17 protein-coding genes are annotated in these 22,299 nt (G+C 73.7%); 6 read left to right on the top strand and 11 right to left on the bottom strand.

Translation table 11 applies throughout. From position 1 onward, the window contains the following. The first annotated feature begins 230 nt into the window (after positions 1-230). The 6 genes from paaA to ACH4DX_RS27690 all read left to right on the top strand — a co-directional run bounded on the left by paaA (position 231) and on the right by ACH4DX_RS27690 (position 5,521). On the top strand, positions 231-1,187 hold the full coding sequence (gene paaA / locus ACH4DX_RS27665) for a 1,2-phenylacetyl-CoA epoxidase subunit PaaA (RefSeq protein ID WP_398120040.1): 957 nt from the start codon (positions 231-233) through the stop codon (positions 1,185-1,187). Continuing rightward, positions 1,184-1,474, top strand: coding sequence for a 1,2-phenylacetyl-CoA epoxidase subunit PaaB (paaB, locus tag ACH4DX_RS27670; protein ID WP_398119600.1), 291 nt, complete (start codon positions 1,184-1,186; stop codon positions 1,472-1,474). Before paaA ends, paaB begins: the two co-directional genes overlap by 4 nt. Continuing rightward, the gene (paaC, locus tag ACH4DX_RS27675) at positions 1,471-2,253 is read left to right on the top strand and encodes a 1,2-phenylacetyl-CoA epoxidase subunit PaaC (protein WP_398157158.1); all 783 of its coding nucleotides are present in this window, start codon (positions 1,471-1,473) and stop codon (positions 2,251-2,253) included. The genes paaB and paaC overlap by 4 nt, the downstream gene beginning before the upstream one ends. A 149-nt stretch (positions 2,254-2,402) precedes the next feature. Next, complete coding sequence (paaD, locus tag ACH4DX_RS27680) at positions 2,403-2,879, top strand: 1,2-phenylacetyl-CoA epoxidase subunit PaaD (protein ID WP_398157279.1); 477 nt, start codon at positions 2,403-2,405, stop codon at positions 2,877-2,879. Then, positions 2,879-3,946, top strand: a complete 1,068-nt coding sequence (paaE, locus tag ACH4DX_RS27685; RefSeq protein ID WP_398157159.1) for a 1,2-phenylacetyl-CoA epoxidase subunit PaaE — start codon at positions 2,879-2,881, stop codon at positions 3,944-3,946. Before paaD ends, paaE begins: the two co-directional genes overlap by 1 nt. A 363-nt stretch (positions 3,947-4,309) precedes the next feature. Next, positions 4,310-5,521 carry an acyl-CoA dehydrogenase family protein gene (locus ACH4DX_RS27690; RefSeq protein ID WP_398157160.1) on the top strand — a complete coding sequence of 404 codons (1,212 nt, stop codon included), beginning with the start codon at positions 4,310-4,312 and terminating at the stop codon, positions 5,519-5,521. 180 nt (positions 5,522-5,701) lie between these two features. Here ACH4DX_RS27690 and ACH4DX_RS27695 read toward each other — a convergent pair whose 3' ends face one another. The 11 genes from ACH4DX_RS27695 to ACH4DX_RS27745 all read right to left on the bottom strand — a co-directional run bounded on the left by ACH4DX_RS27695 (position 5,702) and on the right by ACH4DX_RS27745 (position 22,173). After that, positions 5,702-6,049: a rhodanese-like domain-containing protein gene (locus ACH4DX_RS27695; protein WP_398157161.1), complete on the bottom strand. Its 348-nt coding sequence runs from the start codon at positions 6,047-6,049 to the stop codon at positions 5,702-5,704. Positions 6,050-6,148: 99 nt separating this feature from the next. Beyond that, positions 6,149-7,051 (bottom strand): hypothetical protein, encoded by a 903-nt coding sequence (locus tag ACH4DX_RS27700; RefSeq protein ID WP_398157162.1) that lies wholly within the window; start codon positions 7,049-7,051, stop codon positions 6,149-6,151. 38 nt (positions 7,052-7,089) lie between these two features. Further along, a complete protein-coding gene (locus tag ACH4DX_RS27705) occupies positions 7,090-8,598 on the bottom strand; it encodes a DUF2252 domain-containing protein (RefSeq protein ID WP_398157163.1) in 1,509 nt (502 codons plus the stop codon). A 72-nt stretch (positions 8,599-8,670) separates the two neighbouring features. Further along, complete coding sequence (locus ACH4DX_RS27710; protein ID WP_398157164.1) at positions 8,671-9,771, bottom strand: hypothetical protein; 1,101 nt, start codon at positions 9,769-9,771, stop codon at positions 8,671-8,673. Next, on the bottom strand, positions 9,758-11,188 hold the full coding sequence (locus tag ACH4DX_RS27715; protein WP_398157165.1) for an MFS transporter: 1,431 nt from the start codon (positions 11,186-11,188) through the stop codon (positions 9,758-9,760). Before ACH4DX_RS27715 ends, ACH4DX_RS27710 begins: the two co-directional genes overlap by 14 nt. After that, the gene (locus tag ACH4DX_RS27720) at positions 11,185-12,087 is read right to left on the bottom strand and encodes a hypothetical protein (RefSeq protein WP_398157166.1); all 903 of its coding nucleotides are present in this window, start codon (positions 12,085-12,087) and stop codon (positions 11,185-11,187) included. Before ACH4DX_RS27720 ends, ACH4DX_RS27715 begins: the two co-directional genes overlap by 4 nt. Positions 12,088-12,215: 128 nt before the next feature. After that, complete coding sequence (locus ACH4DX_RS27725; RefSeq protein WP_398157167.1) at positions 12,216-13,592, bottom strand: biotin carboxylase N-terminal domain-containing protein; 1,377 nt, start codon at positions 13,590-13,592, stop codon at positions 12,216-12,218. A 28-nt stretch (positions 13,593-13,620) separates the two neighbouring features. Further along, complete coding sequence (locus ACH4DX_RS27730; RefSeq protein ID WP_398157168.1) at positions 13,621-18,906, bottom strand: AMP-binding protein; 5,286 nt, start codon at positions 18,904-18,906, stop codon at positions 13,621-13,623. Positions 18,907-18,933: 27 nt separating this feature from the next. Beyond that, entirely contained in the window at positions 18,934-20,172 is a 1,239-nt protein-coding gene (locus tag ACH4DX_RS27735; protein ID WP_398157169.1) for a phosphonoacetaldehyde reductase, read from the bottom strand. Further along, complete coding sequence (aepY, locus tag ACH4DX_RS27740) at positions 20,162-21,352, bottom strand: phosphonopyruvate decarboxylase (RefSeq protein WP_398157170.1); 1,191 nt, start codon at positions 21,350-21,352, stop codon at positions 20,162-20,164. The genes ACH4DX_RS27735 and aepY overlap by 11 nt, the downstream gene beginning before the upstream one ends. Continuing rightward, positions 21,349-22,173, bottom strand: a complete 825-nt coding sequence (locus tag ACH4DX_RS27745; RefSeq protein WP_398119574.1) for an isocitrate lyase/phosphoenolpyruvate mutase family protein — start codon at positions 22,171-22,173, stop codon at positions 21,349-21,351. Before ACH4DX_RS27745 ends, aepY begins: the two co-directional genes overlap by 4 nt. Positions 22,174-22,299: the final 126 nt, after the last annotated feature.

Raw genomic sequence — 22,299 nt, forward strand, 5'->3', positions numbered from 1 at the left:
CATACGAACCGAACGATCGGTCGGTAGGTCGCCTGATCGCCAGGTCCGTGGGAGTCGGACGACGCCCGAGGTCGAGGGGGACCGAGATGGCTACAGCGCAACGGCCCGCGAGCACGGTGGACACCGCGAGCGCCACGGGCTCCACGAGCGCGGGGAATGCCCCGAGCACCGGGAGCGCGGCGGGAACGGCAGGGGCTGCCGGGGCGGCGGGCACGGCAGCGGCGGACGCCATGACGCTGGAGGCCGCGTTCGACGCGGCCGTGGCGGCCGACGAGCGCATCGAGCCGCGCGACTGGATGCCGGACGCCTATCGCGCGACGCTCGTGCGCCAGATCGCGCAGCACGCCCACTCCGAGATCATCGGCATGCAGCCGGAGGCGAACTGGATCACGCGTGCGCCCTCGCTGCGCCGCAAGGCGATCCTGATGGCCAAGGTCCAGGACGAGGCGGGCCACGGCCTCTATCTGTACAGCGCGGCGGAGACGCTCGGCGCGAGCCGCGACGACCTGCTCGACAAGCTGCACTCGGGCCGCCAGAAGTACTCCTCGATCTTCAACTACCCAACGCTGACCTGGGCGGACGTGGGCGCCATCGGCTGGCTCGTGGACGGCGCGGCGATCACCAACCAGGTCCCGCTGTGCCGGTGTTCGTACGGCCCCTATGCCCGCGCGATGGTCCGGGTCTGCAAGGAGGAGTCGTTCCACCAGCGCCAGGGGTACGAACTGCTGCTCGCCCTCAGCCGTGGCACCGAGGCCCAGCACGCGATGGCTCAGGACGCCGTGGACCGCTGGTGGTGGCCGTCCCTGATGATGTTCGGCCCACCGGACGCGGAGTCGTCGCACTCGGAGCAGTCCATGACCTGGAAGATCAAGCGCCACTCGAACGACGAGCTGCGCCAGCGGTTCGTGGACATCTGCGTCCCCCAGGCCGAGTCGCTCGGTCTGACCCTCCCGGACCCGGACCTGAAGTGGAACGAGGAGCGCGGGCAGCACGACTTCGGCGCCATCGACTGGAGCGAGTTCTGGTCGGTCCTGAAGGGGAACGGCCCGTGCAACGAACAGCGCATCACCCAGCGCAGGCGGGCCCACGATGAGGGCGCCTGGGTGCGTGCGGCGGCGGCCGCCCACGCCGCCAAGCACGCCGCCCCCACCGCCGAGCACCGCGAGCGCGAGGAGGCGACCGCATGAGCAGCTCGACCGAATGGCCGCTGTGGGAAGTGTTCGTGCGCTCGCGCCGCGGCCTGTCCCACACCCACGCGGGCAGCCTGCACGCCCCGGACGCCGAGATGGCCCTGCGCAACGCCCGCGATCTGTACACCCGCAGGAACGAGGGCGTCTCCATCTGGGTCGTCCCCTCCGCAGGGATCACCGCGTCCTCGCCGGACGAGAAGGACTCCTTCTTCGACCCGTCCGCCGACAAGCCCTACCGCCACCCGACGTTCTACGACATCCCGGAGGGAGTGAAGCACCTGTGACCGCCACCCCGCCCGCGTCCGCGTCCATTCCTGCGACCGCCACCGCCACCGCCGCGTCCTCGCCCGCCCCTGCTCCCCCGGCGGCGGCCCTCCCCCTGGGCGACGACGCCCTGGTGCTCTCGCACCGCCTGGGCGAGTGGGCTGGGCACGCCCCGGTCCTGGAGGAAGAGGTCGCCCTGGCGAACATCGCCCTGGACCTCCTCGGGCAGGCCCGGGTGCTGCTCTCCCTGGTCGGTGACGAGGACGAGCTGGCCTATCTACGCGAGGAGCGCGCCTTCCGCAACGTCCAGCTGGTCGAGCAGCCGAACGGCGACTTCGCGCACACCATCGCCCGCCAGCTGTACTTCTCGGTGTACCAGACCCTGATGTACGACTGGCTGGCCCGCACGGACAGCCCCTTGGCACCGCTGGCAGCCAAGGCCGTCAAGGAGGTCGCCTACCACCAGGACCACGCCGAGCAGTGGACGATCCGCCTCGGCGACGGCACGGCGGAGAGCCATGAGCGTATGCAGCGCGGCCTGGACGCGCTGTGGCGGTTCACCGGGGAACTGTTCCAGCCGGTGTCAGGCCTCGATCTCGACTGGGAGGCCCTGCGCGAGCAGTGGACGGCCACGATCACGGCGGTGATCGAGAAGGCGACCCTCACCGTCCCCGAGGGTCCGCAGAGCGGGGCGTGGCAGGCCGGCGCCGGACGCGAGGGCCTGCACACCGAGCCGTTCGGCAGGATGCTCGCGGAGATGCAGCACCTGCACCGCAGCCACCCGGGGGTGTCATGGTGACCACCCCGTCCCCCGCATCCACGACGCCCACCGCACCCCCGGCCCCCAGCGCGCCCGCCGCGCCCACACCCACCCCACCCACCGGAACCACCCCACCCACCGCACCCAACGCACTCACCGCACCCGCCGCGCCTGCCGCGCCCACCGCCCTGGAAGCCGAGCTGTGTGCCCTCGCGGGGTCCGTGCCCGACCCCGAGCTGCCCGTCCTGACCCTGGGTGAGCTGGGCGTGCTCCGCTCCGTCCACGTCAGCGGCACGGGCCACGTCGACGTCGAGCTCACTCCGACGTACACGGGCTGCCCCGCCATAGAGGCCATGTCCGCGGACATAGAGCAGGTGCTGCGTGAGCACGGCAGGGACGACGTCACCGTGCGCACGGTGCTCTCCCCCGCCTGGTCCACGGACGACATCAGCGCCGAGGGCCGCCGCAAGCTGGCCGAGTTCGGCATCGCCCCGCCGCGCCCGCACGCCGCCGACGGACCGGTCCCGCTCTCCCTCTCGGTCCGCTGCCCGCACTGCGGCTCGACCGAGACGGAACTGCTCAGCCGCTTCTCGTCCACCGCGTGCAAGGCGTTGCGCCGCTGCGTCGCCTGCCGGGAGCCCTTCGACCACTTCAAGGAGTTGTGATGGCACGCTTCCACCCGCTCCGCGTGGCGGCGGTCGAGCAGCTCACCGACGACTCCGTGACGCTGACGTTCGCGGTGCCCCCGGCGCTGCGCGAGGAGTACCGGCACGCACCGGGTCAGCACCTCGCCCTGCGTCGCGTCGTCGACGGCACGGAGATCCGGCGCACGTACTCGATCTGCTCCCCGGCGCCGGACCCGCGGGCGGCCGGTGAGCCCAGAGAGTTGCGGGTGGGCGTGCGGGTGGTGGAGGGCGGTGCCTTCTCCACGTACGCGCACAAGGAGGTCGTCGTCGGTGACGAGCTGGAGGTGATGACCCCGGCGGGCCGCTTCACGCTGCACCCGGCTCCAGGACGGTATGCCGCGGTGGTCGGAGGCAGCGGCATCACCCCGGTGCTGTCCATCGTCACGACGCTTCTGGAGCGCGAGCCGCGGGCCGAGTTCTGCCTCATACGCAGCGACCGCACGGCGGCGTCGACGATGTTCCTGGACGAGGTGGCCGACCTCAAGGACCGCTGGCCGCACCGCTTCCAGCTGGTGACGGTGCTGTCCCGGGAGGAGCAGCAGGCCGGGCTCACCTCGGGACGGCTCGACGAGGAGCGGCTGGGGCGGCTGCTGCCCGCGCTGCTGCCGGTCGATGAGGTCGACGGCTGGTTCCTCTGCGGTCCGTACGGACTCGTGCAGGGCGCGGAGCGGACGCTGCGGGGGCTCGGGGTGCAGCGGCGGCGCATCCACGAGGAGATATTCCACGTGGACGACGGGATCGCGGCCGTGCCGGTCGCCCCCGCGCCGGAGGACAGCACGGTCACGGTCACCCTCGACGGGCGCTCCGGCACCTGGCCGGTGCGGGCGGGGGAGTCGCTCCTGGACACGGTGTTGCGCAACCGCGCGGACGCGCCGTTCGCGTGCAAGGGCGGGGTGTGCGGTACGTGCCGGGCGTTCAAGGTGTCCGGCGAGGTGCGGATGGACCGGAACTTCGCGCTGGAGCCGGAGGAGACCGAGGCCGGTTATGTGCTGGCGTGCCAGTCGCGTCCGACGACGGACAGGGTGGAGCTGGACTTCGACCGCTGAGCGGGCCCGGGCCGGGCAGCCAGGCGCATACGCGAGCTCGACCCGGCCCTCCCCCGCTGGGCGGCCGGTCCCTGCCAGGCGACTCCTCCTCGCCAGGCAGCAGTACCTCGCTGGGCGGCCGCTCCCTGCCGGACGCCTGCTCCCCGCCAGCGACCGTTCCCCGCCAGGCGGCCGTTCCTTGCCGGACGACTGCTCTCCGCGAGGTCCCCCGCCAGGCGGCTGTTTCCCCGCCAGGCGGCTGCTCCCCGCCAGGCGGCTGCTCCCTGCCGAGGCGGCCGTTCCTTCGACGCGGCCGTTCCCTTCCAGTGGAACTTGTTCTACCTTGACGACCCGTCAGGGCCGGGCCGTGCGGAGGGACGAGCTGTGGACTTCAGTTTCACCGAGGAGCAGCAGGCGGCGCTCGATGCGGCGAAAGCGGTGTTCGCCGATGTCGTGCCGGACGGGGTGCCCAGTCCCGCGCTCACGCCGGGGGCCGTGGCCGAGGACTTCGACCGGGCGTTGTGGGGCAGGCTCGCCGGTGCCGATCTGTTGAGCCTGGTGGTGGCGCCGGAGTACGGGGGGTCGGGTCTTGACCCGATCGCGCTCTGCCTGGTGTTGCGGGAGTCGGCGAAGGTGCTTGCCAGGGTGCCGTTGCTGGAGAGCAGCGCTGCCGTGTATGCCGTACAGGCCTTCGGGAGCCGGGAGTTGAAGCAGGCCGTGCTGCCCGCGGCCGCGCGGGGTGAGACCGTCCTGACCGTGGCGACGAACGGCCGCACGGGACATGACGACGCCGCGCTGGCCGTCACCGCGCGCCCCGACGGTGACGGTGTCGACGGGAGTGGCGGGTGGGTGCTCGACGGGGTGCAGAGCGGGGTTCCCTGGGGGTTCGACGCCGACTTCGTCGTGGTTCCGGCCGCCTCGCCCGAGGGGGTGGCGGTCCTCGCGTTGGTGCCGGGTGCGGGGGCAGGGGCGGAAGCGGAAGCAGATACGGGAACGGGTACGGGTACGGGGCTCGGTTTCGCTGAGCAGTTCTCGACCAGTGGGGAGCGGCTCGCGGAGTTGCGGCTGGACTCCGTGCGGGTCGGTGCGCGGGACGTCATCGCGGTGGAGGGGGCGTGGGACCACCTGCGCGACCTGCTGACGACGGGCACATGTGCGCTGGCCCTCGGCCTGGGTACGAGGGTGCTGGGGATGACGAGTGCTTACACCGGGAAGCGGGAGCAGTTCGGGTTTCCGGTCGCCACGTTCCAGGCGGTGGCGATGCAGGCGGCGGACCGGTACATCGACCTGCGGGCCATGGAGGCCACGCTGTGGCAGGCCGCCTGGCGCCTGAGTGAGCCGGGGCGCGGGGCCGCGGGCGACGGCGGGCCGCTGCCCGCGTCGGGGGATGTGGCGGTGGCCAAGATCTGGGCGTCGGACGGGGTGCGCCGCGTCGTCCAGACCGCGCAGCACCTGCACGGCGGCTTCGGCGCCGACGTCGAGTACCCCCTGCACCGGTACCACGCCTGGGCCAAGCACCTGGAGCTGGCACTCGGCCCGGCGGCGGCGCACGAGGAGGCCCTGGGCGACCTCCTGGCCGCGCACCCCCTGGGCTGACCGCCCACCGCCCCGACCCACGCTACCGGGTACCACACATCGGCCAATTGGCCACCGGTCCAGGGTGCCCCGACCAACCGCCCCACAAGGTCACGACACCGGCCCACCGAGCCACCGGCTGACGCCAGACAACGGGAATCGCGGCCAGACCACCAGCTGGGACCAGACAACCGCCCAGGCTCAGGCCACCGTGCCCGGTCGGCCCCCGTCGTCGACGACGGGCCGCCCCGCTGCCTCCCAGGCCTGCATGCCGCCGTCGACGTTCACCGCGTCGATGCCCTGCTGGGCGAGGTACATCGTCACCTGGGCGGAGCGGCCGCCGGAGCGGCAGATGACGTTCACCCTGGCGTCCTGCGGCGCGGCCTCGGTCAGCTCGCCGATGCGGGCGACGAAGTCGCTCATCGGGATGTGCAGCGCGCCCGCCGCGTGGCCCGCCTGCCACTCGTCGTCCTCGCGGACGTCGAGGAGGAAGTCCTTGTCCGTGAGCGCGTCGACGCCGACCGTGGGCACACCAGATCCGAAATGCATGGCCCCGACGCTACCCGACCGCCGGGACCCGCCGCCGCCCGCCCGTCGGCCGGCGAACGCCTCCCCGGGGGCCGCCGCACCGCCACCGGGACGGTCGGCCTACGCGCCGACCCGCTCCAGCTCCGCCTCGCGCTCCGCGACCTGCGCCAGGAGCTGTTCGGCGATCTCGTCGAGGAGCCGGTCCGGGTCGTCGGGCGCCAGCTTGAGCATCGAGCCGATGGCGCTCTCCTCCAGGTCGTGGGCCACGACCGCGAGCAGTTCCTTGCGCCGGGCGAGCCACTCCAGGCGGGCGTACAGCTCCTCGGCGGGCGTCGGCCGCTGCTCCTCGGGCGCGGGCCCCGCGTCCCACTCGCCGAGCAGCTCTCCGAGCAGCGTCTCGTCGCCGCGGGCGTACGCGGCGTTCACCCGGCTGATGAACTCGTCGCGGCGCGCACGCTCCTCCTCGTCCTGGGCGAGGTCGGGGTGTGCCTTGCGGACGAGCTCGCGGTACAGCCTGCGGGCCTCGTCGCTCGGCCGCACCCGCTGCGGGGGCCGCACCGACTGGTCGGTGAGCATCGCGGCGGCCTCGGGGTACAGGCCTTCGCCGTCCATCCAGCCGTGGAACAGTTCCTCGACGCCCGGCATCGGAAGGACCCGGGCCCGCGCCTCGTCGGCCCTGCGCCGGTCCTCGGGGTCGCCGGAGCGCGCCGCCACCGCCTCGGCGATCAACGCGTCCAGCTCGTCGAGGCGGGCGTACATCGGGCCGAGTTTCTGGTGGTGCAGCCGGGAGAAGTTCTCCACCTCCACCCGGAACGTCTCGACCGCGATCTCGTACTCGATCAGGGCCTGCTCGGCGGCGCGCACCGCCCTCTCCAACCGCTCCTCGGGCCGGGGCGCCCCACCGGCACCGCCCGCGCCGCCCGCGCCGCCAAGGGCACCGCCCACGCCACCGGCGCCGTCCGTGGGTGGGGGCACCGCCGCATGCGGTTCCTGGGGCGTGGGCTCGGCTTCCGGGGTCGTCACCGGTCCAGCGTAGGCCACACCGGTCCCCCGGACGGGCTCTAGGCCTCCGCGCGCAGCCGCCCCTCCCGCACCGCCGCGATCAGCCGGCCGTGATCGGCCTCCGTGCGGTCCGCGTACGCCACCGCGAAAGCGGCGACCGCCTCGTCCAGCTCGTCGTTCTTGCCGCAGTACCCGGCGATCAGGCGGGGGTCGGCGCTGTGCGCGTGGGCGCGGGCGAGCAGGGCGCCGGTCATCCGGCCGTAGTCGTCGAGCTGGTCGGCGGCGAGGGCCGCCGGGTCCACGCTGCCCTTGCGGTTCCTGAACTGGCGCACCTGGAAGGGGCGGCCCGAGATCGTCGTCCAGCCCAGCAGGAAGTCGCTGACGACCTGCATCCGCTTCTGCCCGAGCACGACCCGGCGGCCCTCGTGCCCCCCTTCGCCCTCCTGCTCCTTGAAGCCCGCCACCGGCAGGTGCGGAAGGAGCGCGGAGGGGCAGGCCTCCTTGACCTGGAGGACGAGCGGCTCCCCCCGGTGGTCCAGGAGGAGGACCACATAGGAGCGCAGTCCGACGCTGCCGGTGCCGACGACGCGGAAGGCCACGTCCTGGATCGCGTACCGGGCCAGCAGGGGCAGGCGGTCCTCGGTCAGCGTGGAGCGGTACGCGCCGAGGGCGGCGGCGACCGCGGCGGCCTCCGCGTCCGGCACCCGCCGCAGCACCGGGGGCGCGTCGACGAAGCGCCGCGGCGTGACGCCGCCCGCCGGGACGTCGGCCTCGGTGTCGGGGACCGGCTCGGTCGACTTGGCGGCGAAGCGTGCGCTGGTGTTCTGCCGGGCCTTCTCGGAGACCCGGTCGAGGGTGCCGAGCAGGTCACGGGCGTCCGTGTGGGAGACGAGCTCCTCGTCGGCGATCGCGTTCCACGCGTCGAGCACGGGCAGCTTGGCGAGGAGCCGCATGGTGCGGCGGTACGCGCCGACGGCGTCGTACGCGGCCTCCTCGCAGGCGTCCTCATCGGCGCCCGCCTCGCGCCCGGCGAGCACCAGGGAGGTGGCGAGGCGCTTGACGTCCCACTCCCAGGGGCCGTGCACGGTCTCGTCGAAGTCGTTCAGGTCGATGACGAGGCCTCCGCGGGCGTCACCGTAGAGACCGAAGTTGGCCGCGTGGGTGTCGCCGCAGATCTGGGCGCCGATGCCGGTGAGGGGGGTGCGGGCCAGGTCGTACGCCATCAGTCCCGCGGTGCCGCGCAGGAAGGCGAAGGGCGACGCGGCCATCCTGCCGACGCGCAGCGGCGCGAGTTCCGGGATGCGGCAGCGGTTGGTCTCCTCGACGACCTGTACGGGGTCGGGGCGCCGGTCGTCCGGCTCGTACCGCGCGTGCGCGGAGCGCGGGGTTCCGGCGCGCAGGGCCTTGCCCTCCTGCTTGGGCTGCCCGGGCCCGGGGTCGCCGGGCGCGGGCAGGCGCGCGAAGCCGTCCACGTGCGGGAGGCGACGCGCGCCCGACACCGCGTCCGGCACGGCCCCGGCGCCGCTCCCGGTCCCTGCTCCGGTCTCCGTACGTATCGCGTCAGCCATGTTTCCCGCCCCCGGTCACGAACATCAGTGCGCGTCGAAGGTACCGCCGGGGGCCCCGGGCGCCCACCCCCGCTACGGGACGGCCGCCACCCGCGTCCGGCGGAAGCCCTCCGTACGGAACCGGCCCGCGAGCTCCTCGTCCGCGACACCGGACGCCCCCGGCACCCCGGAAGCCCCGGAAGCCCCGGAAGCCCCGGAAGCCCCGGAAGCCCCGGAAGCCCCGGACAGGATCAGCAGATCGTGCCCCGGCCCCGCCGCCCCGACCTCGGGCCACACCGGCACCGTCCCCGCATGCCGCCCCCACGTCACCACGAGGGCCGGGTCCGCGAGCGACCGCAGGCTGAGGAACTTGTCCACGAAGCCGCCTCCCAGCTTGGGCGTGAGCACCTGTGCGGGTACGGGGGCGAAGCCGAAGCGGGTCTTGAAGTTGAAGAGGCCCGGCTGGACGACATGGCCGAAGAGCGAGGGGTCGTTCCCCAACGAGGCGTACGTCAGGCCCTGTTCACGGGCGAACTGGAGTGCCCGCGCGTACGCCACCCGCATCACCCGGCCGGACCGGGCGTCCGCCGCCGACGCGGAGTAGCGCATCTGGAGCACCGAGTCCTCGGGCCTGATCCACCAGAGGGACCCCACGAGCATGGCGCCGTCGCGGGTCCGCACGCAGACGCCGACGTGCTGGTCGGCGCCCGCGAGCAGCCGGTCGCGGCCGCGCCGCGCGAAGTTCTGGCCGCGCGGCATACCGGCGATCTGCTGCTCGTACAGGACCAGGAACTCGTCCACGAGCTGTTCGGTCAGGCCCACGCGGACGTCGACCCGCAGCCCCTCGTCGTGGACGAAGCGGGTGCCGAGGCGGATGTTGCGTCGCTCGGTGCCGGAGAGTGCCGCCTCGAAGTCCGCCTGGGAATCCCGTACGGGGGCGCACCAGTTCAGCCACTTCGGGCGGGCCACGAACCCCAGGCCGGCCAGGTCGGCGTCGATGCCCCCCGAAGGGTCGACGTCGTCCTCGGCGAGCCGCACGATGTCGATCGGCCCGGCCGACTCCCCCGCTGACTCCCCGGCCGCCTCTCCGGCCGCCGCTCCGGCCGATTCCCCGGCCGCCTTCCAGGCGTGGCTCTCCGCCTCCGCCCGGTCCACCACGGCGATGACGAGATGGTCCTGCTCAACGATCTCCACTGGTGACTCCTTCGGGAGATTTCGGTGCCTCCTGCGCGGAAGCGGAAGCGGAAGCGGAAGCTGTAGAGGAGGCGGAGGTTGCAGAAGAGGCGGAGGCGGGGACAGCAGCGGAAGCCGCGGCGGAAGCGGAAGCCGCAGCGCCCACGCCCGCCCCCCGCCGCGCATGCACCGCCCAGATCACATTCGCCGCCGCCCACAGGCCGAGCGCGGGCAGCCAGTACCAGTAGCCGTCCAGGCGGCTGGCCCAGGCGTAGAGGAAGCCGGACAGGGGGGCGGCGCCCGTGATGAACATGCGGATCGTGGCGTTGGCGCGGCCCGCGACCTCCGCCGGGATGGTCTCCTGGCGGTAGGTGATGGACGCCACGTTGCTCACGGCGATCGCGAAGCACTCCACCATGAACCCGACGACCCGCACGGGCAGCACCGGTACGGCGATCAGCGCGAGGCCCGCGAAGCCGATCAACTGGCACACCAGGATGCGCCGTTCGGGGGTCCACAGCGGCAGGAAGTGCGGGGCCGCACGGCTCGCCACGGCGCCCGTGAGCAGGCCGGTCGCCATCACCACGGAGATCACGGTGGTGTTCATGCCCTGGTCGCCGAACTCGGTGATCAGGGCGGGTTCCAGCTGCCCGATGGCCAGATTGGTCATCGACATGGTCACGACGAGCCACAGGATCTCGCGCTTGCCGACCCAGTGGAAACCGATCGCGAGGTCACGGCGGAGGTTGATCTTCTCCGGGCTCGCCGCGACCGCGGGCAGCAGCATCGCGACGCAGCCCGCGACCACGTACAGGAGCGCGATGCACAGCGTGGCGGCCGCGGGCCCGAGCAGGGTGAAGCCGACGCCGCCGAGGACCAGGCCGATGACCTTCGACAGCTCGATGGCGGAGTTCAGCTTGGCCACGGCGAGCGGGCGGCCGGGTGCGCTGATGAGCTTGGGGATCAGTACGAACTGGCCGGTGATGGCGCTCGCGACCCCGCCGACGCCCGAGAGCAGCACAAGGACCGCCACCGACACCTGACTGGACAGCGTCGCCGCGAGCACCACCAGGCACAGGGCCTGCTGGAGCTGGGCGAGCACGAAGATCAGACGCTTGTCGAAGCGGTCGATGACCGAGCCGAGGAACGGCGAACCCACGTAGGTGACACCGCGCAGCGCGAAGGAGACGAGGGACAGCGCGACGGAGTCCGACTCGGCGAGGACCGCCAGCGGGATCACGATGCCGAGCTGCCAGTCCGCGACCTTCGAGAACATCGACGAGGTGATCAGGACGCGCAGGATCCGCTTGTCCTCCGGCGCGGCGGCCGGGGCCCGGTCCACGGCCGGGGCGGCGCCCGGGGCAGCGCCGGGGGCGGGGGGTATGACGCCGGGGTCGGGGGCCGGAACCGCGCCCGGGTCGGGGGGCGGGACCGTCATGCAGTCACGTCGCCGGGTCGCTCCGGGGCGCCGAGGCGGCGGGCGAGCTCCGGGTGGGCGCACAGGGACGCGAGCCCCCGGGCCGTGTTGGCCGCCACGCCGCCGTCGTCGACCCGGTGCACGATCCAGCCCCAGGAGTCGGCGTACTCACGGAACAGCTCGGCCGTCTCGTCCTGCATCCGGCTGAACGACTCCTCGCTGCGCTCGCCCGCGGGCCCGTAGTCCTCCAGGGCACCGACGGCACCGTTCTGCGCGGTGCGCCAGCGGTAGGCGTACGAGGACGGGCCGTCGACGAGGATGCCGACGTCGGGCCGGAGCAGCGACGAGCCGAAGACGAGGTCGAGGAGGCCGCGCAGGGTGCGGGTCAGCTCGCCGACGGCCTCGGCGGCCGGGTCGCCGCCCTCGGCGCCGGCGCCTTCCACGGCCAGCCGTTCGGCGACCGCGAGCTCCTTCAGGACGTGCTTGATCGGGTACGACTCCTGCACCACGATCGCGCCCCTGGCCAGCGCCTTGCGGGTCACCTCGGAGGCCAGGAGCACATTGCCCGCGATCTCCACGAACGCGGCCGCGAGGGCACCGGACGCCTTGTTGCCCAGGACGGGCTCCGCGGCCAGGTGGCGCTCCCAGTCGTTGTCGCGCCAGTCGTCGTAGCCGCGGGGGATGTCCAGCGGCTCGCCGTCGCGCAGACCGGCCCCGTACAGGGTGCGGAAGGACTCCAGCCACAGCTGCTGGAGCGGCACCGCGGGCCAGGGCGCGGCGGTCTCCTCCAGGGCGGACCGCCAGGTGACGGTCACCACCTCCTGGCCGCTCTCGCGCACGCGCTCCTCGAAGGCGCGGCACAGGGTGCTCTTGCCGATGCCGTCGATGCCGAGGAAGGCGACGGTCAGCCCTTGGCTCATGGGTATGTCCTCCTGGTGTTCCTGGTCCGGCTTCCGTACTGCTGTCCGGACTTCAGTACTGCTGGTACGGCACTGCTCTCGCGGCCCCGCTGGTACGGCACCGCTGGTACGGCACCGCTGGTACGGCCTCAGCACTCGTCGTCGAGCCGCCATGTGATCTCCTCGACGTAGCAGCGCAGGCCCGTCACGCGGGCGCCGTCGACGGCCTTGCGCACGAGGCGGGCCGCGGCCGCGCGCGAGGTGTCGGCGGCCAGGGCCTGGGCGAGGATGAGTTCGTAGGTGACGGGGCGCTCGGGGTCCACCGACCTGGCGTACGTGACGCCGTCGACGTCGGGCAGTTCGAAGCGGTCGAGCGTGCCCACGTCCGGGAAGTCGGCGAGCTCCTGCGGGTGGACGAAGAGCCGGGCCTCCAGGCAGTGCCGCGTCCGGTCGACGGGGTGCGCGGCGGCGGAGACGGACTCGCCCCGGGCGATACGGAGTTGCAGCTCCACGAGGTCGGCGCCGGGCGGAGTCCCGGAATCCGCACCGGATCGAGCCCCGGGAACCGCACCGGACCGAGCCCCGGAATCCGTACCGGACCGAGCCCCGGAATACGTGCCGAGCTGGCTCTCGGACATCCGGTAGGCGAGCGGCAACCTGCCGTTGACCTCCAGGAAGTAGTAGCGGTCGGGGCCGACGATGAACTCCACCGTCATGACGTTGGTCAGCCCGAACTCCCGCGCCACCAGGGCCGCGTCGGCACGCATCGCCTCCAGGACCTGCGCGTCGACGCCCGCGACCGGCGACGCCTCCAGGAGCTTGAGGCCGTCGGCCACGAGCAGGCTCTCGCGTTCGCCGAGGGGGAGCACGTTGCCGTCGTGGTCCACGGCGAGGGTGACGCCGACGACCTGGTTCACGGGCAGGTACTTCTCGATGTACCAAGAAGTCCCCGCGGCCTCGGTGCCCCCCGCTGCCTCGGGGCTGCCCGCCACCGCCCGCTCGACGTCGGCCTCGGTACGGGCGACGCGCACGGCCTGTCCCCCGTAGCCGAACTCCGGCTTGAGGACGACGGGCAGGCCCATCGCGTGGACATGGGCGAGGACCTCGTCCCGGCCCCGGCCCGTGGCGTGCGGGAGCACCGGGACGCCGATGCGGCGCGCGGCCTCGGCGGCGGCGGCCTTGCTGCCCGCGAGCCGCAGCGCCGCGGCCGAGGGCCCCACGAACGTCACACCCCGCTCCTCGAGACCGGCCACGAAGTCGGCGTTCTCGGCGAGCGAGCCGTAGCCCGGGTACACCGCGTCGACCCCGCTGCGGTCCACGGCGTCGAGGACGCGCGCGGCCGAGTCGTAGGTGTCGGGCAGGCCCCGGCCCTCGACGGTGACCTCGTGGTCGGCGGCGGCGACATGGGCGGCGGCCTGAGTGTCGGTACGGGCGGCGAGCGCGGTCGTCCGCAGGCCGAGGCCGCGGCAGGTCTGGGCGGCACGCACCGCGATCGCGGCGCGGTTGGCGATGAGGATGTGCTGCATGGGGGTCGGGTCTCCTGTCAGGGACGGCTCAGGGGCAGCGGGCCAGGCGGTCGAGGTGCCGCGCGCACGAAGCGGCGACGCGCCGGATCCGGGACTCGTCGTCGACGTCGGCGCTGTACTGCCACTTCAGCCGTACGGTGACCGGGGCGGGCGCCGTCTCCGCGTAGATCTTGATGCGGTACGGCTGGGTGCGGTCGAGGGTCATCTCGGTGCCGACGTCGCCGTGGCGCGGCCGGAAGGGGCCCGCGGGCTCCCGTTCGTACATGTGCGAGCCGAGGAAGTTCAGATAGACGTCCGGGGCGGGCAGCGCGGCGAGCCTGGCGCGCACGCCCGCGTCGTCGTGCAGGTGGCGCAGGGCTCCCCAGGTCTGCTCCAGGTCGCGGATTTCGGTGATCTGCGCCCGCAGCGCGGCGGCGGTGGCGCCGTCGTCGGCGCCGGGTTCCGGCAGGGCGAGTACGTACGGCGTGATGCTGTTGAGCCAGCCCACCGCGTCGAAGTGCCCCGGCCCACCGGTGGGGTCGGTCCGGCCGTGGCGGCACACCTCGACGGCGCCGGCGCGGGCGCCCGACTCCTCGGCGACGGCCGCCGCGACGGCCGAGATCAGGAGTTCCTCCTGGCGCGGGGCGCTGATGCCCGCGGGCAGCGGGACCTCGGTGTCGAACGCCCTGACGTGGCTCAGGTGCATGCTGCCGTCAGGGCGGTCGGCGGGCAGCGGGGCGCACTGCGACCAGGGCAGGGACTCCCAGCGGCGTACGAAGAACTCGTCGAGCGGGCCGTTGGCGAACCGGCGCAGGGTGCCCGCGTGCGCCGCCCACGAGGACGCGGGGGCGGGCGGCACCGCCCCCCGCTCCGCGTCCGCACCCGCCGCGTACAGCGCTCCGAGGTCCCGGGCGATGATCTTCAGGGACATGCCGTCGGCGATGAAGTGGTGGAACACGAGCAGCAGCCGGTGACCGCCGCTCCCGGCGAAGAAGGCCGCACGCCAGACGGGTCCTTCGCGCAGGCTCAGCGACTGCTGGAGGAGGTCTGCCTCCTTCAGGAAGGCGCGCTCGACCGCGTCGTCGTCATCGGTTCCGGGGAGTTCGTGCCAGGACAGGGGCGCGCCGGACGGCCGGTCCGTGACCGGTACGGGTGCCCCGGCGGGGCCGGTGAGCCGAAGGCGCAGCGCGGGGTGGCGCTCGGCCAGCGCGTCCAGGGATGCGCGGAGCGCGTCCCGGTCCACGGTGTCGGCGACGTCCAGGAGCAGCGAGACGTTGTAGTGGTCGGCGTCCCGGTAGTCCCACTCCAGGAAGCGGAGCTGGGCCGGGGACAGCGCCGTCGGCAGCTCGGCGGTGGCGGTGGGAACGGCGGAGCGTGCGGGGTCGCGCATTCCGACCGTGTCCGCCAGCTCGCCGAAGGTCCGCGTGCCGTACAGGTCGGCGACGCGCAACTGGATGCCGAGGTCCCGTGCCCTGATGGTCATCTCCATCGCGCTGAGGCTGTCGCCGCCGAGCGCGAAGAAGTTGTCCGCGGCGGTGACGCCGGTGACGCCGAGGACGTCGCGCCACACCCCGGCGAGCCCCTCGGCCCCCGCGGGCCGGGGCCGCGCCACCGCACTCAGCGCACGGCGGTCGGTCTTGCCGTTGGGGCTGAGCGGGATCTCGGGGACGGCGACGACGCGATGGGGCAGGGCGTGGACGGGCAGGTGCCGGGCGAGATGCGCACGCAGACCGGCGACACCGCCCTCCACACCTCCCGGGCCCGCCGAATCCTGCGCGCCTCCCGTGCGCTCCGCGCCCCCTGAGCCCGCCGAACCCTGCGCGCCTCCCGTGCGCTCCGCGTCCGCCACTCCCTCCACTCCCTCCGCGAGGACGACGTAAGCCACGAGCCGCAGCGCATGGTGCCCCCGCTCCGCGACGACGGCGGCGGCGCGTACCGCCGGGTGCCGCAGCAGCCAACCCTCCACCTCGCCCGGTTCGACGCGGTGCCCCCGGATCTTGACCTGGTCGTCGGCGCGCCCCTCGTAGGCGATGCGGCCGTCGGGCAGCCTGCGGCCCAGGTCGCCCGTGCGGTAGAGGCGCTCGCCGGGGCGGAACGGGTCGGGCAGGAAGCGCGCGGCCGTCAGCTCGGGCCGGTCGAGGTAGCCGAGGGCGAGGCCGGGACCGCCGAGGTGGATCTCGCCGGTCTCACCGTCGGCACAGCGCTCGCCGTCGCGCAGGATCTCGACGACCGTGTGCGGCACGGGTCGGCCGATGGTGATGTCGGCGCCTCCCGGTACCTGTCCGGGTACGGAGACGGCGGCACCCGGCAGCTCTCCGGACGCTGAGGTGGCGGCCCCCGGCAGCTCTCCGCGTACGGAGACGGCGGCACCCGGGCCGCCGGACGTGGGCACCCGCTCGTACAGCGAGAAGATCGACGTCTCGGTGGGACCGTAGATGTTCCACAGCGCGGCAGCGGGCGCGAGGGCCTCCGCGAGGGCGGGCGTCAGGCTCTCGCCGCCCGAGACGACGCTGACACCGCGCGGCGGCCGCCAGCCGAACGCGGTGAGCGCGGCGAACATCGAAGGGGTGCCCATCACGAACGAGGCCCGACGCGCGTCGAGCGCCGCTTCGAGCAGCTCGGGGTCGCGGGCCGCGGCCCGGTCGAGCAGCTGCACCGTACCCCCGCTGATCAGCGGGAGCAGCAGCTCCAGTTGGGCGAAGTCGAAGGAGAACGCGGCCATGGCAAGGACGGAGTCGTCCTCGGTGAAGCCGAACGCGTCCCTGCTGTGCCGCAGGACGTTGACGATGCCGCGGTGGGCGAGCACGGCGCCCTTGGGGGTGCCGGTGGAACCGGACGTGTAGATGACGAAGGCCGGTTGGTCCGGGGAACAGACCACCGGTGCGAGCCCCGCGGCCCCACCCCGGGGCGTGCCCGGCTCGTCGACGTGCACGAGCCGCGTCCCGCCCCCGTGCGGAGGCTCCGGCAGGGTCCGGCGGGTGAGGACGGCCGCGGGCCGGGCGTCCTCGATCATGAAGCGCAGCCGGTCGGCCGGGTACTCGGGGTCCAGCGGCAGGTACGAGCATCCGGCGCGCAGCGCGGCGAGCAGCCCGGCCACGAGGTCGCGCGTACGGTCCAGGTGGATGCCGACCCGGTCGCCGGGACGCACCCCGGCCCGGCGCAGCAGCACACCGAGGTCGTCGGCGCGCGCGAGCAGTTCGGCGTACGTCCAGGAGCCCGTGGCGTCCTGGACGGCGATCCGCTCGGGCGCGCGGGCCGCCCGGTCCGCGACCAGGCCGTGCACGGTCTCCGCCTCGGGCGCGTCGAGCGCGTCGGGGGCCGGGGACGCCCCGGGAACCTCCCGCACCCCGAACGCCTCCCGGAACAACGCAAGTTCCGCCTCGACGCACTCCACGACGGTCGTGCTCCGCTTGAATCCGTGCCGTTCGCCGTCGAAGACCAGGTGCCGGTACGGTGCCGCCTCCGGCCGTACCCCCGCCAGGAACCGCTCGGCCTGCGCCGGTGGGCAGATGGGGTCGGCGCTGCCCTGGAACAGCAGGAACGGCACGTCGACGCGGTCGGCGGCGTGCGCGGGCGAGCGCGTCAGATAGTCGTTCTCGGCCTCGGGCCAGGGCCCGACGAGGGTGTCCAGGTAGAACGCCTCGAAGCCGTGGTTCTGGGTGTTCCGCCAGGTCACCGGGTCCAGGACGGGATAGTGCAGCGCCGCGCAGCGGTAGGTGTCGAGGATGGTCAGGGAGACGGCGGCGGTCCAGCCGCCCGCGCTCGCGCCACGGATGGCGAGCCGGTCGCGGTCGGCGGCGCCCTCGGCCGCGAGCGCCTCGGCGACCAGGGCGCAGTCGGCGACGTCGGCGATGCCCCAGGCGTGCCGGAGGCGTTCGCGGTACTGCCTGCCGTACCCCGTCGAACCGCTGTAGTTGACGCCGACGACGCCTATCCCGCGGCTGGTGAGGAACGCGGTCCGCAGGTCGTACGCCATGGGGAAGCGGCTGGTGGGGCCGCTGTGCGCGAAGACGACATAGGGCGGCAGTTCCCCGGGCGGGCCGGTGAAGCCGGGGTTGCGCGGCGGGAGGACGACGGCGTGCACGGGGCGGCCGTCGCTGCCGTGGAAGGTGCGCGCCTCGGGCACCGGCAGCAGGTCCGCGGGTACGGTCGCGCGCGGCTGCGACAGGGTCGTGCACGTACCGTCCGAGGTGTCGACGCACACGGCCGTGAAGTCGCGGTCCGCCCGCGCGCCGATCGCGACCAGCCGATGGCCCCGGCTCACGAGCAGGGGCTCGTACTCGGTGAACGGGCAGGGCAGCGCGCTGAGTTCCCCGGACGCGGGGTCGAGTACGGACAGGGACAGGGAGTGGGTGCCGTGCACGACGGCGAGCCGTCCGCCGGGCAGCGGGGCGCACCAGGTGAACCCGATCTTGGTGAGCGCCCCGGCGAACTCCTCCTCGCGCGGGCACACCGCGACCACCCGCGGGGCGCCGCCGCGGGGGTCGGCCCGGTGTACGCCGATGTCGGCACGGTGCTCACCGACGTCGGCCCGGTGCACATTCCACCAGCCGGACCGGTCGGTGATCACATAGAGGTCGCCGTCGTCGGTCCACTCGACCTGGGCGACGGACTCCCCGGGCCCGCCCGCGACGACGCGCGCCGCGGCCAGGGTGCCGTCACCGCGGATCTCGGCGACACAGGCCTCGCTCGCGTCCCACGGCATGTCGGGGTGGTCCCAGCCGATCCAGGCGACATGCCGCCCGTCGGGTGCGACGCGCGGCCCCGTCAGGAAGTCGTGCCCGCGAGCCAGCGTGCGCACTAGGGCGCCGTCCCCCGCCGCCGAACCGTCCAGCGGAACCGCCACCAGTTCCCGTACGGGAACACCTCCGGGAGCGGTCTGCTCCCGTACGCACCAGACCTCCGTCGGTACCGCCCCCGCGGCGGCGGGCAGCACCGGGTCGACGAAGGCCGACGCGGCCCCGGGCGCGCCGACGGGCGTGAGGGGCCGGGGCGCGGCGCCGGGGGCGGCCGGGTCGAGGCGGTAGAGCCGCTGGTCGTCGGCGTGCACGAAGACGATCAGCGGACCGTCCCCGGTGGCGGCACCCGCCCAGGCCCGGCCGCCGTACTCCATGACCCTGCTGCGCACGTTCCACGGCGCGGGCAGGGCGCTGTGCGCGCCGCCACCGGGCTCGGCGCGCATGAGCGTCGTGCGCCCGCCCTCCTCGGGCAGCCGCTCCGACCACCAGATCTCGTCGCCGACGAAACCGGGCCAGTTGGGGTGACTGTCCGTCGCCGCGACGTCCGCCGCCGAAACGGGTGAATTCCATGCCCCGTAGGGAGCGGCCTTGCTCATGACTGCTTCCTTCCGCTTCCTGCCGCGTCAGTGCACGGCGCGGAGCGCCCTCAGCACCAGCGATTCGTCGAGTCGTACGGGGTTGTTGGCGGCCCGCGCCGTGGAGCCGAGGCCCGCGGCGACGTAGTCCGGCAGGTCCCGCTCGGTCAGGCCGTAGTCGCCGAGCCGCGGCGACCACGCCGACTGCGCGAGCAGCTCGCCGAGCCTGCCGGGTACGTCGAGGAGGTCGACGCCGAAGGCGGCGGCCACCGCGTCGAGCTGGGCCCTGACGTGGGCCCGGCCCCTGTCGTCCTCGCAGTGGGTGCCGTGCCGCTCGGTGTTGTAGGCGAACAGCCACTGGAGGTTGAGCAGGCACGCCACGCCGTGCGGGACGCCGTAGCGGCCGGTGAGGCGGTAGGCGAAGGCGTGTGCCGCGGTGGTGCGGGTGACGTTGATGGCGCGGCCCGCGTCGATCGCCGCGCGGGCCAGCTGCTCCCGCACGGCGGCCGTCGTGTCCTTGACGCCGTCGCCGAGCGGGCCGGTGAGGGCGTCGAGGGCACGCAGCGCGTCGGCCCGCGAGGCCGCCTGCGAACGGCGGGCCCACAGCGACTCGACGGCGTGGCACAGCGCGTCCATGGCGCAGCTCGTGGTGACCTCCGCCGGGCAGGTCGCGGTCAGCTCCGGATCCACGACGGAGCGCGTCGCGGCGGCCGTCGGGTGGTCGAAGGAGAACTTCCGCTCCCCGTCGAAGACCGTCGCGAACTGCGTCACCTCGCTGCCCGTGCCGCTGGTGGTGGGCACGAGGACGAGGTCCCCCGCCACCGGCGGCGGGGCGGCGCCCGTGCCCAGGCAGGCGCGGGCTGCGGCGCCGTCGGCGGGCAGGGCGCGCACCATCTTGGCCACGTCCATGGCGCTGCCGCCGCCGAGCCCCACGACGAGGTCCGGGTCGACGCGGTCGCGCAGGACGCAGCCCGCCAGGACGTCGTCGAGCGCCGGGTTGGGCCGGAAGCCGGAGAACAGGTGGTGGCGCGGGGACTCAAGCCAGTGCCCGAAGCCCGCCCGCCGCAGGCCGCCCTCGGAGGCCACGACCAGGACGCGGCGCGCGCCGTAGGAGTCGACCAGGGCGTCGAGACGCCGTACCGCACCCGCCCCGAACACCACCTCGACACCGCCGTGCCCGCCGTGCCCACCGGGCCCCGCGTCTCCACCGTGCCCGCCATGTCCCGCGAGCCCCGCGTCTCCACCGAACCCGCCATGTCCCGCGAGCCCGCCGGGTTCAGCCCCCACCGGAGTGCTCCTCGCCCCGGGGCCGGGACCCCCGGGGCCCGGACCCGCCGCGGAGCCGGGCCGCGAAGCCCTCGCGGATGTCGGTCGTGGTCATGGCGGCCGTGGCCCGGGAGAAGGCGGAGGCCCCGGCTGTGGCGACGGGGACGACGATCAGGTGCGGCCCGCCGCCGCCGAGCGCGGCGGCGAGGGCCTCGGCCACCTCCCGCACGGAGTCGCAGACCCGCGCGGAGGCGTACCCGGCCCCCTCGGCGACGGTGGCGAACCTCGTGGTGTGCGCGGTGGTGGCCTGGCCGCCGGTGGACTCGTACGAGCCGTTGTCGAAGACGACGTGGACGTAGCGGTCCGGCGCCGCGGCTCCGACCGACGACAGCGTGCCCAGGTGCATGATGGCGGCGCCGTCCCCGTCGAGGACCACGACCGGCGTACCCGGCTCGCGCAGGGCGACACCCAGGCCGAACGCGGCGGCGTGCCCCATCGAGCCCTGCATGTAGAAGTGGCTCCTGGAGCCGGTGACGCCGAACAGCTCGCGGGAGGTGTAGCCGGTGGTGGACACCACCGCGGCGCCCTCGAGGAGGTGCTCGATCGCGCGCAGCACCTCGACCCGGCCGAGCCCCGGTCCGCGGGGGGCGGCTTCGGTCCCCGCGGGCCTCTCGCCGTCCTTGCCCCCGGCTCCGGCGGCCTTCTCGATCGCCCCCTTCTGGGTGAGGACGAACACGGTGCGCCCGGCGGCCAGTTCGGTCTCCGCGTGGTCGAGCACGTCCGCGAGGTCCTCGGCGGTGGCGGTCGCGGGGACGGTCAGGTGCGGTACGTCCATCGCGTCGAGGAGCTTGTGCGTGGACGTGCCCATGATCTCGTGCTGGGGCTCGTCCTGGCTGGGGTCGGGCCAGCCGCGCAGGCTCATGAAGACCAGGACCGGGATCCCGTACGTCTCGGTGAGCGAGGCCAGCGGGTTGATCAGATTGCCGAGCCCCGAGTTCTGGGCGATGACCGCGGCGCGGTGCCCGGCGACGGCGGCGCCCGCGGCGGCGGCGAGGGCGGCGCCCTCGTTCGCGGCCGGCAGGTAGACGCCGTCACGGGTCAGCCGCTCGATCGGGCCGCTGAAGTAGGAGCACGGGACGCCGGCGACGAAGTCGAAGCCGCGGTCCGCGAGCGCCGTGCAGAAGTCGTCGTTGGATATCACGCTTCCAGGGCCAGCCAATCCTGAAGTCGCTGGAGGGCGAACACGTCGGACACGGGGGCGATCTCGGACTCGACACCGAGGGACGAACCATCCCGGTAGATGGTGCCGAAGGTGGTGCGCAGGGCCTGGACGGTGGCGCGCAGCCCCTGGTTGGCGTAGATCACGACGGAGACGCCGTGCTTGGTCGCCTCCGCCGCGGACCACTGCGGGTACGTGGTGGGCACGATGACGACGGGCTTGCGGCCGTCCCAGCCGTCGAGGAACTCGACGATCTCGCCCTCGTCCTTCTTCTTGGAGTGGATCAGGATCGCGTCGGCGCCCGCGTCGGCGTAGGCCGTGCAGCGCTCGAGGGCCTCCTCGACGCCGAGGCCGTCGATGAGGGCCTCGGTGCGTGCGATGACGTAGAAGTCCTCGCCGCGCTGGGCGTTCTTGGCCGTCTCGATCTTCTGCGCGAAGTCGGTGAGCGGCAGCAGGGTCTGTGCGACCTCCGCGAAGCTGTTCACCTTCGGGTACAGCTTGTCCTCGATGGCCACGGCGGTGATGCCGGCCGCCTCGTACTCGTGGACCATGTGCGCGACGTTCAGGTTGTTGCCGTAGCCGGTGTCCACGTCCGCGACGACGGGGATGTCGATCGCCTTCTGCATGTTGGCGGCGGCGGCCAGGTACTCGGTCATCGTCAGGACGCTGGCGTCCGGGAGGCAGCGCGAGGCGGACACCTCCAGGCTCGACGACCAGACCGCCTGGAAACCGGCCTGCTGGGCGAGCGTCGCGCCCATCGCGTCGTGCGCGCCCGCGACCCGTACCAGGTCGCCTTGGGACATGACTGCACGGAAGGAGGCCCGATGAGAGGTCAAGGTTGCTGCTCCTTTGGGTCTCGCCGGAGGCACGGTCGTACGACCGTTTCCCGACGGCGGTGGGAAGGTGCGTTACGGCACCCGGATGTGCGG

It is taken from the genome of Streptomyces sp. NPDC017940, assembly GCF_044328435.1.
Classification (GTDB): domain Bacteria; phylum Actinomycetota; class Actinomycetes; order Streptomycetales; family Streptomycetaceae; genus Streptomyces.

Coding starts and splice junctions, on each gene's coding strand:
- ACH4DX_RS27730 (WP_398157168.1), bottom strand. CDS start 18,906: ATGAGCAAGGCCGCTCCCTACGGGGCATGGAATTCACCCGTTTCGGCG.
- paaA (WP_398120040.1), top strand. CDS start 231: ATGACGCTGGAGGCCGCGTTCGACGCGGCCGTGGCGGCCGACGAGCGC.
- paaE (WP_398157159.1), top strand. CDS start 2,879: ATGGCACGCTTCCACCCGCTCCGCGTGGCGGCGGTCGAGCAGCTCACC.
- ACH4DX_RS27715 (WP_398157165.1), bottom strand. CDS start 11,188: ATGACGGTCCCGCCCCCCGACCCGGGCGCGGTTCCGGCCCCCGACCCC.
- ACH4DX_RS27725 (WP_398157167.1), bottom strand. CDS start 13,592: ATGCAGCACATCCTCATCGCCAACCGCGCCGCGATCGCGGTGCGTGCC.
- ACH4DX_RS27720 (WP_398157166.1), bottom strand. CDS start 12,087: ATGAGCCAAGGGCTGACCGTCGCCTTCCTCGGCATCGACGGCATCGGC.
- ACH4DX_RS27695 (WP_398157161.1), bottom strand. CDS start 6,049: ATGCATTTCGGATCTGGTGTGCCCACGGTCGGCGTCGACGCGCTCACG.
- ACH4DX_RS27745 (WP_398119574.1), bottom strand. CDS start 22,173: ATGTCCCAAGGCGACCTGGTACGGGTCGCGGGCGCGCACGACGCGATG.
- paaB (WP_398119600.1), top strand. CDS start 1,184: ATGAGCAGCTCGACCGAATGGCCGCTGTGGGAAGTGTTCGTGCGCTCG.
- ACH4DX_RS27705 (WP_398157163.1), bottom strand. CDS start 8,598: ATGGCTGACGCGATACGTACGGAGACCGGAGCAGGGACCGGGAGCGGC.